Origin of the sequence: Mesorhizobium sp. WSM4906 (assembly GCF_029674625.1) — a bacterium.
In the GTDB taxonomy this organism is placed as follows: domain Bacteria; phylum Pseudomonadota; class Alphaproteobacteria; order Rhizobiales; family Rhizobiaceae; genus Mesorhizobium.
In genome coordinates, this window is record NZ_CP121355.1 from 583957 (window position 1) to 596205 (window position 12249).

Here is a 12249-nt window from a genome sequence, read left to right on the forward strand (position 1 = left end):
CCACTTTTTGGGATCATGGCCGGCCGCTTCAAGCGGCATCGAGCGTTTCGACGACGAAGTTGCTGTTGGTGTAGACGCAGATGTCGGCCGCGATCTGCATCGCCCTGCGGGCGATCTCCTCGGCGTCCTTGTCGGTGTCCATCAGCGCGCGGGCCGCGGCCAGCGCGTAGTTGCCGCCGGAGCCGATGGCCATGACGCCGTGTTCGGGCTCGAGCACGTCGCCGGTGCCGGTCAGCGCCAGCGAGACCGACTTGTCGGCAACCAGCATCATCGCCTCCAGCCGGCGCAGATAGCGGTCGGTGCGCCAGTCCTTGGCTAGCTCGACGCAGGCGCGCGTCAGCTGGTCCGGATATTGTTCGAGCTTGGCTTCGAGACGTTCCAGCAGGGTGAAGGCGTCGGCGGTGGCGCCGGCAAAACCGGCAATGACGCTGCCGCCCTTGCCGATGCGGCGCACCTTGCGGGCGTTGCCCTTCATGATGGTCTGGCCAAGGCTGACCTGGCCGTCGCCAGCGATCACAACCTTGTTGCCCTTGCGCACGCTGATGATGGTCGTGGCGTGCATGGTCAATTCATTCGACATTTCCGGCTCCGATTCGCGCTATCCCTTTGAAAGGCGATTGGCGCGGTACGAGTGACTTTTGATTGCCATATGTATGCATGGGGCGAGTGATTGCAAACCGCCCTCGGCAAGGCCGATAACGCCTGGAATGGCAACTGGCAATCGCCTGATCATGCTGATAGAAGGCTCTCGTTTTCAAGCCCCGTGCTCCTCAACAGGACAGACTGATGCCGCCCCGTTCCGCAGAAATCAGCCGCAAGACCAAGGAAACCGAGATTTCGGTGTCGGTCCATGTCGACGGCAAGGGCAAATCCGACATTTCGACGGGCGTCGGCTTCTTCGACCATATGCTCGACCAGCTGTCGCGCCATTCGCTGATCGACATGACGGTCAAGGCCAAGGGCGACCTGCACATCGACGACCACCACACGGTCGAGGACACCGGCATCGCGATCGGCCAGGCGCTGAGCAAGGCGCTGGGCGAGCGGCGCGGCATCATGCGCTACGCCTCGATCGACCTGGCCATGGACGAGACGCTGACCCGAGCGGCGATCGACGTGTCCGGCCGGCCGTTCCTGGTCTGGAACGTCGCTTTCTCGTCGCCCAAGATCGGCACGTTCGACACCGAGCTGGTGCGCGAGTTCTTCCAGGCGCTGGCGCAGAATGCCGGCATCACGCTGCATGTGACCAATCATTACGGCGCCAACAACCACCATATCGCCGAAACCTGCTTCAAGGCGGCGGCCAGGGCGCTGCGCGCGGCGCTGGAGCCCGACCCGCGCCAGCCGGACGCGGTGCCGTCCACCAAGGGATCCCTGAAAGGATAGCCCTATGGCCAGCTATGTCGTGATGGAACCGCCGTCGGGCAGTGGAGCGGCTGACACGACTTTCGTGCGCGACGGCTTCACCTGGCTCGGTTTCCTGTTCTCGCCGGTCTGGCTCGCCTGGCACCGGCTGTGGATGGAGGCCCTGCTCACCTTCGCCGTCATGGTGATGCTGTCGCTGCTCGGCGAAAGACTGGGGCTGGAAGGGGCCGGATCGGCCCTTTCGCTGCTGGTTTCGCTTTATGTCGGGCTCGAAGGCCAGGGCCTGCGTGTCTCGGCGCTGCGCCGCCGCGGCTGGCGCGAATGGGGCGTGGTCGAGGCCGGCAGCCTCGGTGACGCCGAGATCCGTCAAGCTCTGGAAACCGGTGCAGGCGGCGACGAGCCGGAGCCCATGCCGCGCATCGTTCCCGATACGAGCCTGGCGCGCCCCGCGCAGACGGGCATGGCGCTGGGACTGACCCACACCCCGGGAAGGCCCTGACATGCGGGTAGCGATCATCGACTATGGCTCGGGCAATCTGCGCTCGGCCACCAAAGCCTTCGAGCGCGCCGCGCACGAGGCGGGCATCGCCGCCACAATCGACCTGACGGCTGACGCCGAACGGGTCCGCACGGCCGACCGCATCGTTTTGCCGGGCGTCGGCGCCTATGCCGACTGCGCCGCCGGCCTGCATGCCGTCGCCGGCATGTGGGAAGCGGTGGAAGAGGCGGCCCTTCGCAAAGGACGCCCGTTCCTCGGCATCTGCGTCGGCATGCAGTTGATGTCGGAACGCGGTCTCGAGAAGACGATCACCAGGGGCTTCGGCTGGATTTCCGGCGACGTCAAGGAAATCACGCCGAAGGATCCGGCGCTGAAGATCCCGCAGATCGGCTGGAACACGATCGAGCTTCAACGCAAGCATCCGCTGTTTTCAGGCATCGAGACCGGCCCGAAAGGGCTGCATGCCTATTTCGTCCATTCCTACCATCTTGATGCGAAGAAGCCCGGCGAGGTGCTGGCGACCGCCGACTATGGCGGCCCGGTGACGGCGGCCGTTGCCCGCGACAATCTGGCCGGCACGCAGTTCCATCCCGAAAAGAGCCAGGCGCTCGGCCTGGCGCTCATCGCCAATTTCCTGAGGTGGAGACCGTAGCATGAGCAAGAAGGGCTATTGGATCGCCATGATCGACGTCCGCGACCCGGGCGCCTACAAGAACTACATCGAGGCCAACGCGAAAGCCTTCGCCAAATACGGCGCCAAGTTCCCGGTCCGGGCCGGACGTTACACGAATCCGGAGGGACCGACAGGGAACCGCCATGTGGTCGTGGAGTTTTCGTCCTACGAAACGGCGCTCGCCTGCTATGAGTCGCCGGAGTACCGGGAAGCCTTGAAATTCCGGCTGGCGGCGTCGACCGGCCATTTCGTCATCGTCGAGGGCGCCTGACCGTGATCCTGTTTCCGGCAATAGACCTCAAGGACGGCAAATGCGTGCGCCTGAAGCACGGCGACATGGCGACCGCCACGATCTACAACGATGATCCGGCGGCCCAGGCCAAGGCTTTCGAGGACCAGGGCTTCGAGTGGCTGCACGTCGTCGACCTCAACGGCGCCTTCAAGGGCCAGAGCGTCAATTCCGCGGCGGTCGGCGCCATCCTCAAGGCGACGAAGAACCCGGTGCAGCTTGGCGGCGGCATCCGCACGCTGGCGCAGATCGAGGACTGGCTGGATCGCGGACTGGCGCGGATCATACTGGGCACCGTGGCTGTGCGCGAGCCCCAACTGGTGAAGGAGGCGTGCAAGGCCTTTCCCGGCAAGATAGCGGTCGGCATCGACGCCAAGGGCGGCAAGGTGGCCGTCGAGGGCTGGGCCGAAGCCTCGGAGCTCGGCGTCGTCGAGCTGGCGAAGAAATTCGAGGGCGCGGGTGTCGCCGCCGTCATCTACACAGACATCGACCGTGACGGCGTGCTCTGCGGCATCAACTGGGACGCCACCATCGACCTCGCCGAAGCGGTTTCGATCCCGGTGATCGCCTCCGGCGGATTGGCCTCGATCGCCGACATCGTGCGCATGACCATGCCCGATGCGAAGAGGCTCGAAGGCGCGATCTCGGGCCGGGCGCTCTATGACGGGCGCATCGACCCGGCGGAGGCACTGGCGATCCTGCGTGGCGAAGGGGCGGAGGCAGAATAGTGAACATCTCGATCATCCTGGCATCCTACGACAGCGGCCACTTTCACGGCGGCTGCGGCCAGGGTCCCGACACGCTGATCGCCGGGGGGCTGGCCGAGGCGCTGAAGCTCGCCGGCCACGATGTCGCCGTGCACGACATCGGCAAGGTGAGCGAGGACGAGCAGGAGCGTGAGATCGCAACGGGATTTGCCGTCTGCAACGCCGTTTCGGGCGAGGTTCGCATCGCGCTGGACAAAGGGCGGTTCCCGATCGTTCTGGCCGGCAATTGCCTGACCAGCGCGGGCGCGGTGGCCGGCGAAGGCGCGGACGCCATCATCTGGGCCGACCAGCATGGCGACCTCAACACGCCCGAAACCTCGACCTCCGGCTTTCTCGACGGCATGGCGCTGGCGACGGTGCTTGGCCTGTGCTGGCGGCCGATGGCAGCGCAAATCCCCGGCTTCAAGGCGATCGATCCATCCCGCTGCGTGCTGGTCAACGCGCGCGACCTCGACCCGGCGGAGAAGGAACTGCTGGAAAGGCTGCCCATCATCCGCACCGAGTGCCCGGACTGGGCGACCGCGGCGCAAAGGCTGAAAGCCGATGGCGCAAACCAGGTCCACATGCATATCGACCTCGACGTTCATGACCCCGAGAAGCTGCAGGCCAATCGCTACGCCACGCCCGGCGGCCCGGCGCCGGAGCAGGTACGCATGGCGATGTGCGGCCTCGCCGGCCCGCTGACCATCGCCGGGCTCACCATCTCGGCTTACGATCCGGCCTTCGACGCCAAGGGCGAGGTGCCGCCGCTGGTCGGCGAGCTGGTGGTCGACCTGCTGTCGACAATGGAGGGGGCGTGATGCTGAAGGCCCGTGTCATCCCCTGCCTCGACGTCAAGAACGGCCGTGTCGTCAAAGGCGTCAATTTCGTCGACCTGATCGATGCCGGCGATCCGGTCGAGGCCGCCAAGGCCTATGACGCGGCGGGCGCCGACGAGCTCTGCTTTCTCGACATCACCGCGTCGTCCGACAATCGCGAGACGATCTTCGACGTTGTCGCCCGCACGGCCGAGCAGTGTTTCATGCCGCTCACCGTCGGCGGCGGCGTACGCCAGGTGGCCGACATCCGAAAGCTGCTGCTGGCCGGCGCAGACAAGGTGTCGATCAACACGGCGGCGGTGAAGAACCCGGACTTCGTCGCGGAAGCCGCCGATAAGTTCGGCAACCAGTGCATCGTGGTGGCTATCGACGCCAAGAAAGTGTCGGCGGCCGGCGAGGCCGACCGCTGGGAGATCTTCACCCATGGCGGGCGCGAGAAGACCGGCATCGACGCCGTCGAATTCGCCAGGAAGATGGTCGATCGCGGCGCCGGCGAAATCCTGCTCACCTCGATGGATCGCGACGGCACCAAGGCCGGCTACGACATCGCGCTCACCCGCGCCATCGCCGACGCGGTGCGCGTGCCGGTCATCGCTTCGGGCGGCGTCGGCACCCTCGACCATATGGTCGAAGGCATCCGCGACGGCCATGCCGGCGCCGTGCTTGCCGCCTCGATCTTCCATTTCGGCACCTACACCATCGCCGAAGCCAAGGCGCATATGGCCAAGGCCGGCCTGCCGATGCGGCTGGACTCGGCCGTCCATCGGACTTAAAGCATGATCCCGAGAAGTGGGAACCGGTTTTCGGAAAAGATCACGCTTAAACAAACAGATAGATGACTGCCATGGCTCAATTTTCGCTCGCCGAGCTGGAAACGATCATCGATCAGCGGGCCCATTCCGGCGATCCGGATTCGTGGACGGCGAAGCTGTTTGCCAAGGGCATGGACAAGGCGGCGCAGAAGCTCGGCGAGGAAGCGATCGAAGCCGTGATCGCCGCCATTCGCGGCGACCGGCAGGCCCTCGTTTCGGAAAGCGCCGATCTTGTATATCATTGGCTTGTCGTCCTCGGCATCGCCGGCATTCGTTTGGACGACGTGCTGAAGGAGCTCGAGGGCCGCACCGGCCGCTCGGGCGTTGCCGAAAAGGCGTCCCGGCCCCGGGACTGATCGAAAGAGACAGATAGAGCATGATGTCGCCCGAAAACCGCTTCGCACTTTTCGGCATCGTGCTCTAGAGCAATTCCAGGAAAAGTGTGTAACGGTTTTCCGTCCGGAATTGCGTAAAAACAAAGAGATAGAGCGGTTTGGCGTTTCCGTGAAACGGTGAAACGCTCTAGGAGGGCAGGAGACTCGATGGACCAGCTTGCTCCTACCGAGAAATATTCCCCCTATCGCTTCTTCTCGGCCGAGCAATGGTCGCAATTCCGCGCCGACACGCCGCTCACGCTCACCGAGGACGAAATCTCCCGGCTGCGTTCGCTCAACGACCCGGTCGACCTGGAAGAGGTCAAGCGCATCTACCTGTCGCTTTCCCGCCTGCTTTCGGCGCATGTCGAGGCGAGCCAGCTTCTGTTCAGGCAGCGCCAGGCCTTCTTCAAAGCGCAGGATGTCGTCAAGACGCCCTTCATCATCGGCATCGCGGGTTCGGTCGCCGTCGGCAAATCGACCACGGCCCGCGTCTTGAAGGAACTGCTGGCGCGCTGGCCATCGAGCCCGAAGGTCGATCTCATCACCACCGACGGCTTCCTTTTGCCAAACGAGATCCTGCGTCATAACAATCTGATGGAGCGCAAGGGCTTCCCCGAGAGCTATGACGTCGGCGCGCTCCTGAGATTCCTCTCCGGCATCAAGTCGGCGCAAAGCAGCGTCCGCGCGCCGGTCTATTCGCATCTGACCTACGACGTCATTCCCGGCGAGTTCGTCACCATCGACAGGCCGGACATATTGATCTTCGAAGGCATCAACGTCTTGCAGCCGGGCAAGCTGCCGAAGGACGGCAAGATCGTGCCGTTCCTGTCCGACTTCTTCGACTTCGCCATCTATATCGATGCCGACGAGAAGCTGATCCACCAGTGGTACATCCAGCGTTTCATGCGCCTGCGCGAGACTGCCTTCCGCAACCCGGACTCCTTCTTCCACCGCTATTCGCAGCTTTCCGAGGATGCCGCGCGCGCCATCGCCGAGGGCCTGTGGAGCAACATCAACCTGAAGAACCTGCGCGAGAACATCCTGCCGACGCGGGCACGGGCCGACCTCATCCTGCGCAAGGGCGCCAACCACCTGGTCGAGGAAGTGGCGCTGCGGAAGCTCTGACCATCATGCCGAGGCGCTGATCGTTCAATTCCAGGAAGATTGCCGCCTTGGGCTCACGAAATCGCGAGAACCGCCTCGGGACGAGCGGCGGTCTGCGTGCGCATCGCCAGCGACCGGCTATCCGCCGGGACCAGCTTGCGAGCCACGGCATAGATCAGGAACGTCACGGAGGCGGCAACATAGCCGTCGATCGCATAGTGCCAAGCCAGATAGACAGAACTGGCCGCGACAAAGGCCACATAGAGGAAAGCCAGCGCGCCGAGGGAGCGATTGTACTCGCGCAGGAACAGCGCGTTAAGCGTTACCAGGCCGACATGGACGCTCGGAAACGCCGAAATGCCCGAACCAAAACCCGTCCGCCCGGCTTCGTTCAACGACCACAGGTAATTTTGATAGGAGACAGCGGAGTAGAACGATCCGAGTCCCTTGGTCAGGAAGGCCAGTTGTTCGCCAAACCGCGCGGTGTCTCCCGTGACGAGGCCGTAAAATGCCGGACCGGCCGATAGGAACAGCGCGGCCAGCACGCTTCCGACAATGATCCAGACAGCCATGAAGCAGACCACGTAGCGCGTCCGAATTGATGCCACCTTGGGCGATGTAGCGACAAAGAACAGGGCGCTGAAATTGAGCAGAAACCACAAGACGTTGTAGTTCCACTCCACCACCGCGCGCACCCAATCATTTTTGGCCACCGCATAGAGCCAGCGCCACGGATCAATCCCGAAATGCAGAAAGGCATCGATGTTGGCTTGCACGACATCGAAGCGAAAACCGCCCTGCCAGACAGGCATGGCATTCTTTACCGACGTGAACGTGCCCTGGAAGATCATCAGCGCCATGAGAAGGCATAGCCCGGACAGGAAATATGCCAACCGGCCGTTGGAAAACGTCGTCTTCACGACAAGAAGCCGCCGGGAGCTGAAACGGTGCAAGATGAGGATCGCGTCAAAAATGACGACGAATATGGGAAACGTCAAACAGTTGAGCTTTGTCCAGTCTGCAAAATAGATCGAGTACGCGCTGCGGTCGTCCGCGCCGACGGCGTGAAGAAAGACCAGGCCGGCCAAGGTGTAGGCGGCTATTATGAGGTAAAGGCCCGAATCCTTGCGGACGATCTGCGCCGCCGCCTCGATGATCGCCCATGGGCGATTGAAAACTGATCGCCTTATGATCATTGCCCAAGCCCTGATACCGGAATGCATCAAGCGATTTCGCCCTGGCTGGGAATGGCTTTTCGACACCCCAGTCCTTCAATTCCAGGCGAGCCGCCGCCGCGCGGCTGCCCTGACATGGCTTGGTTCTTATGGGAGAAATCTGTAGATTCGGTTAGCTGCGGGGAAGGCGGACGCGGCCGCATCAATCGGTGGAACGCCCTGTCACCGCCGGCAACCGGGCGGATAGGTTCGAGTTGGGTCGCTCCCTTCGCGATCGCCCACAGGCCGCGGACGACCGAATAGCTTTCCGTCATTGCCGAAGCCCCAAGCTGCAACAGCAGAGCGTCTTTAAGAGAGAGTAAACTATAGATTTGGTTAGCTTGCGGGCACCGTCACCCGCCGCAGCGTCAGATTGATACGGCCGCCATTTTTCAACAGCGCCGAGGTCGCCGGATAGATGCGGTCGACGCCGTGGAAGCACAGCCGCCCCTCGGCGCCGAGCACGACGACATCGCCGCTCTTCAGCCTGAACGACTTCGTGACGCCTTCGCGCGTGGTCTGGCCGACCCGAAACAGGCAGTCGTCGCCGAGCGACACCGAGACGACGGGCGCGGCGAAATCCTGCTCGTCGCGGTCCTGGTGCAGGCCCATCCTGGCGTCCGCCGAGTAGAAGTTGACGAGGCAGGCTTCCGGCGGATGCGGATAGGCCGACACCTCGCGCCACAATCGCAGCAAGGCTTCGGGGATCGGCGGCCACGGCTCCCCCGTCACCGGATGCGTCGGCTGGTAGCGGTAGCCGCGGTCGCGGTCCGTCACCCAGCCGAGCGTGCCGCAATTGGTCATGCGCACACTCATCTCCTTGCCGGTGCGCGGCATGGCCGGCACGTAGAGCGGCGCCGCCTGCACGACGCGCCTGATCTCCTCGACCAGCGTTTCCTGCGCCGCGCGTGGCAGGTAGCCCGGCATATGGCGAACGCCCTTGGGCAGAACGAGCATGGGATTCGGTCCGATCAATTTCACCCGAGCATGCCATCGATGGAACAGCTCCGCGACCCGAAAGCGGACGCCGATCGGGTCGCGGACTTCGGGCCTCAGTCGTTCTCCACGCGGCCGCGCAGTTTCTTCACCGTCGAGCGCCCGGCCTTGGTCTTGAGGCGCCGCTCGACGGCGCCCTTCGAGGGCTTCGTCTTCTTGCGCGGCGGCGGCGGCGGTTCGGCCGCCTTGGCGACCAGCGCCGTCAGCCTGGCCCGCGCGTCCGCCCGGTTCTGCTCCTGGGTGCGGAAACGCCCCGCCTCGATGACGATGACCCCATCCTTGGTGGCACGCTGGCCGGCAAGCTTGATGGCGCGTTCCCGCACACGCTCGGACAGGCCGGAAGCGTTTGCCGCGTCGAAGCGCAGCTGCACGGCGGTCGCCACCTTGTTGACGTTCTGGCCGCCCGGGCCGGAAGAGCGGATGAAATCCTCATGCAGGTCACCCGGATGGATGACCGCGTCATTGGCGATGATGATCCTGTCGTCGGCACTCATGCGCGCAGTCATGACGCGGCGGCGGCAAAAAGAAAAGGCCCGGCGCAAGCCGGGCCCTGGAGGAAAGATGTCTGGAGCGGCAGCTATTCCGCCGCCTCCTGCAGACGCGGAGCCGCGCCGAGGATGGCCGCATCGACATGCGTTTCGAATTTCTCGAAGTTGGTGGCGAACATGTTGACCAGCTTCGCTGCCTGCCGGTCGTAGGCCGCCTTGTCGGCCCAGGTCGAGCGCGGATCGAGGATGGCTCCGTCGATACCCGGGACCGCCACCGGCACATCGAAGCCGAAATTGGCGTCGGTGCGGAATTCGGCGGCATTGAGCGAGCCGTCGAGCGCGGCGCCGAGCAGGGCGCGCGTCACCTTGATCGGCATGCGGCGGCCGGTGCCGTAGGCGCCGCTGGTCCAGCCGGTGTTGACCAGCCAGCAATCGACGCCGTGGCCCGCGATCAGCTCGCGCAGCAGCTTGCCGTATTCGGACGGATGGCGCGGCATGAAGGGCGCGCCGAAGCAGGTCGAGAACGTCGCTTCGGGCTCGGTGACACCCCTCTCCGTCCCCGCGACCTTCGCGGTGTAGCCGGAGAGGAAGTGGTACATCGCCTGCGCCGGCGTCAGCCTGGCGATCGGCGGCATGACACCGAAGGCGTCGGCGGTCAGCATGATGATGTTCTTCGGATGACCGGCGCGGCCGGTCCTCGAGGCATTGGGAATGTAATCCAGCGGATAGGCGCAGCGGGTGTTTTCGGTGAGGCTGCCGTCGTCGAAATCCGGCACGCGGGCAGCGTCGAGCACCACATTCTCCAGCACCGTGCCGAAACGCTGCGTCGTGGCGAAGATCTCCGGCTCCGCCTCGGCCGACAGCCTGATAGTCTTGGCGTAGCAGCCGCCTTCGAAGTTGAAGATGCCGTGCGGACCCCAGCCGTGCTCGTCGTCACCGATCAGCGTGCGCGCCGGGTCGGCGGAAAGCGTCGTCTTGCCGGTGCCGGACAGGCCGAAGAAGACGGCCGCATCGCCGGCGGGTCCCTCATTGGCCGAGCAATGCATCGGCATCACGCCCTTTTGCGGCAGCAGGTAGTTCAGCACGGTGAACACCGACTTCTTCATCTCGCCGGCATAGGACGTGCCGCCGATAAGCACGATCTTGCGGGTCAGATCGACCGCGATCACCGTCTCGGTGCGGGTGCCGTGGCGGGCCGGGTCGGCGCGGAATGACGGCAGGTCGATGATGGTCATCTGAGGCAGGAAGCGGTCGAGTTCCGAAGCTTCCGGGCGGATCAGGAGATTACGGATGAACAGCGAATGCCAGGCGAGCTCGGTGACGACCCGGACCGGCAACCGGAACTCCGCGTCGGCGCCGCCGACGAGGTCCTGCACATAGAGATCCCTGCCCGCAGCGTGGGCGCGGAAATCGGCATGGAGCGCCTCGAACTGCGCCGGCGAGATCGCCTTGTTGTTATCCCACCAGACATGCGGGCCGGCGTTGTCGTCGCGCACCACGAACTTGTCCTTCGGCGAGCGACCGGTGTGCTGGCCGGTCTCGGCAACCAGCGCACCCTGCGCCGTCAATTTCGCCTCGCCGCGGCGGATCGCTTCCTCATAAAGCTCGGCGGCGCCGAAATTGTAATGCACCATGCCCGTGGTCTTCAGGCCGATGGCGCCAATGGCGCAGTCGGGATTGCGTTTGCCGGCTTCCGACATCAAATTTCCTCTCTGGATTTGGCCGCATTCGACCGGTGGGTTTTCGGAGGCCGCAGATGGCCTGATAAGGTTCAGAACCAGAAAAGCCAAATGATATCAAATCATTAATCGATTTAAAAAATTTGAAAGTTGTTTAAATCGTTTAGATGTGCAAAAACTCACTGAGGTTGCCCAAAGGATTGGCAGGCTTTGTTCGTCCAATCCCGTGTCGGGTGCGATCGTATGTAGCGGCAGGCCGCCCGTGACTTCGGAGAGGGGCCATGCCACATTTTGTACCCAATTTGTCCACAAAAGCCCCTTCTCGACGACAGAAGGGACAGCTCATGAGGGAGCCGCTTGAAATGGCAACTATCGCGCTTGTCGATGACGACCGCAACATTCTGACTTCGGTCTCGATCGCCCTCGAATCCGAGGGTTACCGCGTCGAAACCTACACGGATGGTGCGTCGGCGCTGGAAGGCCTGGCGGCTCGCCCGCCGAACCTTGCCATCCTCGACATCAAGATGCCGCGCATGGACGGCATGGAGCTGTTGCGCCGGATGCGTCAGAAATCCGACCTGCCGGTGATCTTCCTGACCTCTAAGGACGACGAGATCGACGAATTGTTCGGCCTCAAGATGGGCGCCGACGACTTCATCCGCAAACCGTTCTCGCAGCGCCTTTTGGTCGAGCGTGTGCGCGCGGTGCTGCGCCGCACCAGCGCCCGTGAGGCCGCCGCCAAGGCGCCCAGCCAGCAGGCACGCTCGCTCGAACGCGGCCAGTTGGTGATGGACCAGGAGCGGCACACCTGCACCTGGAAGGGCGAACCGGTGACGCTGACGGTGACCGAGTTCCTCATCCTGCATTCGCTGGCGCAGCGCCCCGGCGTGGTAAAAAGCCGTGATGCGCTGATGGATTCGGCCTATGATGAACAGGTCTATGTCGACGACCGGACCATTGACAGCCACATCAAGCGGCTGCGCAAGAAGTTCAAGGCCGTCGACGACGACTTCGAGATGATCGAAACCCTGTACGGAGTCGGATACCGGTTTCGGGAAGCTTGAGATAGTGAATGGTCAATGGTGAATAGTGGATGGTGCGAGCGGCCCACTGGCTCTATCTTAAGCGCCCCATTTTTCCATTCCCCATTCACCATTCACCAAACAGG

At 63.6% G+C, this 12249-nt stretch carries 15 protein-coding genes; 10 read left to right on the plus strand and 5 right to left on the minus strand.

The window, feature by feature from the left end; all coding sequences use genetic code 11:
- Positions 1-28 precede the first annotated feature (28 nt).
- The gene (hslV, locus tag QAZ22_RS02675) at positions 29-580 is read right to left on the minus strand and encodes an ATP-dependent protease subunit HslV (RefSeq protein WP_278078172.1); all 552 of its coding nucleotides are present in this window, start codon (positions 578-580) and stop codon (positions 29-31) included.
- Positions 581-786: 206 nt separating this feature from the next.
- On the opposite strand from hslV, the gene hisB reads away from it, so the two are divergent.
- The 9 genes from hisB to coaA all read left to right on the plus strand — a co-directional run bounded on the left by hisB (position 787) and on the right by coaA (position 6725).
- Entirely contained in the window at positions 787-1386 is a 600-nt protein-coding gene (gene hisB / locus QAZ22_RS02680) for an imidazoleglycerol-phosphate dehydratase HisB (protein ID WP_278205450.1), read from the plus strand.
- Positions 1387-1390: 4 nt separating this feature from the next.
- Entirely contained in the window at positions 1391-1864 is a 474-nt protein-coding gene (locus QAZ22_RS02685; RefSeq protein ID WP_278205451.1) for a DUF2628 domain-containing protein, read from the plus strand.
- A 1-nt stretch (position 1865) separates the two neighbouring features.
- Positions 1866-2516 carry an imidazole glycerol phosphate synthase subunit HisH gene (gene hisH, locus QAZ22_RS02690; RefSeq protein ID WP_278205452.1) on the plus strand — a complete coding sequence of 217 codons (651 nt, stop codon included), beginning with the start codon at positions 1866-1868 and terminating at the stop codon, positions 2514-2516.
- A 1-nt stretch (position 2517) separates the two neighbouring features.
- The gene (locus QAZ22_RS02695; RefSeq protein ID WP_278078168.1) at positions 2518-2808 is read left to right on the plus strand and encodes a DUF1330 domain-containing protein; all 291 of its coding nucleotides are present in this window, start codon (positions 2518-2520) and stop codon (positions 2806-2808) included.
- A 2-nt stretch (positions 2809-2810) separates the two neighbouring features.
- Positions 2811-3554 (plus strand): 1-(5-phosphoribosyl)-5-[(5-phosphoribosylamino)methylideneamino]imidazole-4-carboxamide isomerase, encoded by a 744-nt coding sequence (gene hisA, locus QAZ22_RS02700; protein ID WP_278205453.1) that lies wholly within the window; start codon positions 2811-2813, stop codon positions 3552-3554.
- Positions 3554-4393, plus strand: a complete 840-nt coding sequence (locus QAZ22_RS02705) for an arginase family protein (RefSeq protein WP_278205454.1) — start codon at positions 3554-3556, stop codon at positions 4391-4393. The genes hisA and QAZ22_RS02705 overlap by 1 nt, the downstream gene beginning before the upstream one ends.
- Complete coding sequence (gene hisF, locus QAZ22_RS02710) at positions 4390-5184, plus strand: imidazole glycerol phosphate synthase subunit HisF (protein ID WP_278205455.1); 795 nt, start codon at positions 4390-4392, stop codon at positions 5182-5184. The genes QAZ22_RS02705 and hisF overlap by 4 nt, the downstream gene beginning before the upstream one ends.
- Before the next feature lie 71 nt (positions 5185-5255).
- Positions 5256-5579, plus strand: coding sequence for a phosphoribosyl-ATP diphosphatase (locus QAZ22_RS02715; protein ID WP_278205456.1), 324 nt, complete (start codon positions 5256-5258; stop codon positions 5577-5579).
- 186 nt (positions 5580-5765) lie between these two features.
- The gene (gene coaA / locus QAZ22_RS02720; RefSeq protein WP_278205457.1) at positions 5766-6725 is read left to right on the plus strand and encodes a type I pantothenate kinase; all 960 of its coding nucleotides are present in this window, start codon (positions 5766-5768) and stop codon (positions 6723-6725) included.
- A 53-nt stretch (positions 6726-6778) separates the two neighbouring features.
- Here the strand turns inward: coaA and QAZ22_RS02725 are convergent, their stop codons facing one another.
- The 4 genes from QAZ22_RS02725 to QAZ22_RS02740 all read right to left on the minus strand — a co-directional run bounded on the left by QAZ22_RS02725 (position 6779) and on the right by QAZ22_RS02740 (position 11102).
- Positions 6779-7927: a phosphatase PAP2 family protein gene (locus QAZ22_RS02725; protein ID WP_278205458.1), complete on the minus strand. Its 1149-nt coding sequence runs from the start codon at positions 7925-7927 to the stop codon at positions 6779-6781.
- A 327-nt stretch (positions 7928-8254) separates the two neighbouring features.
- Entirely contained in the window at positions 8255-8875 is a 621-nt protein-coding gene (locus QAZ22_RS02730; protein WP_278205459.1) for an alpha-ketoglutarate-dependent dioxygenase AlkB, read from the minus strand.
- 95 nt (positions 8876-8970) lie between these two features.
- A complete protein-coding gene (arfB, locus tag QAZ22_RS02735) occupies positions 8971-9408 on the minus strand; it encodes an alternative ribosome rescue aminoacyl-tRNA hydrolase ArfB (protein ID WP_278078158.1) in 438 nt (145 codons plus the stop codon).
- Between the two features lie 83 nt (positions 9409-9491).
- Positions 9492-11102, minus strand: a complete 1611-nt coding sequence (locus QAZ22_RS02740; protein ID WP_278205460.1) for a phosphoenolpyruvate carboxykinase — start codon at positions 11100-11102, stop codon at positions 9492-9494.
- Between the two features lie 341 nt (positions 11103-11443).
- On the opposite strand from QAZ22_RS02740, the gene QAZ22_RS02745 reads away from it, so the two are divergent.
- Positions 11444-12145 carry a response regulator transcription factor gene (locus QAZ22_RS02745; RefSeq protein ID WP_006201274.1) on the plus strand — a complete coding sequence of 234 codons (702 nt, stop codon included), beginning with the start codon at positions 11444-11446 and terminating at the stop codon, positions 12143-12145.
- Positions 12146-12249 lie beyond the last annotated feature (104 nt).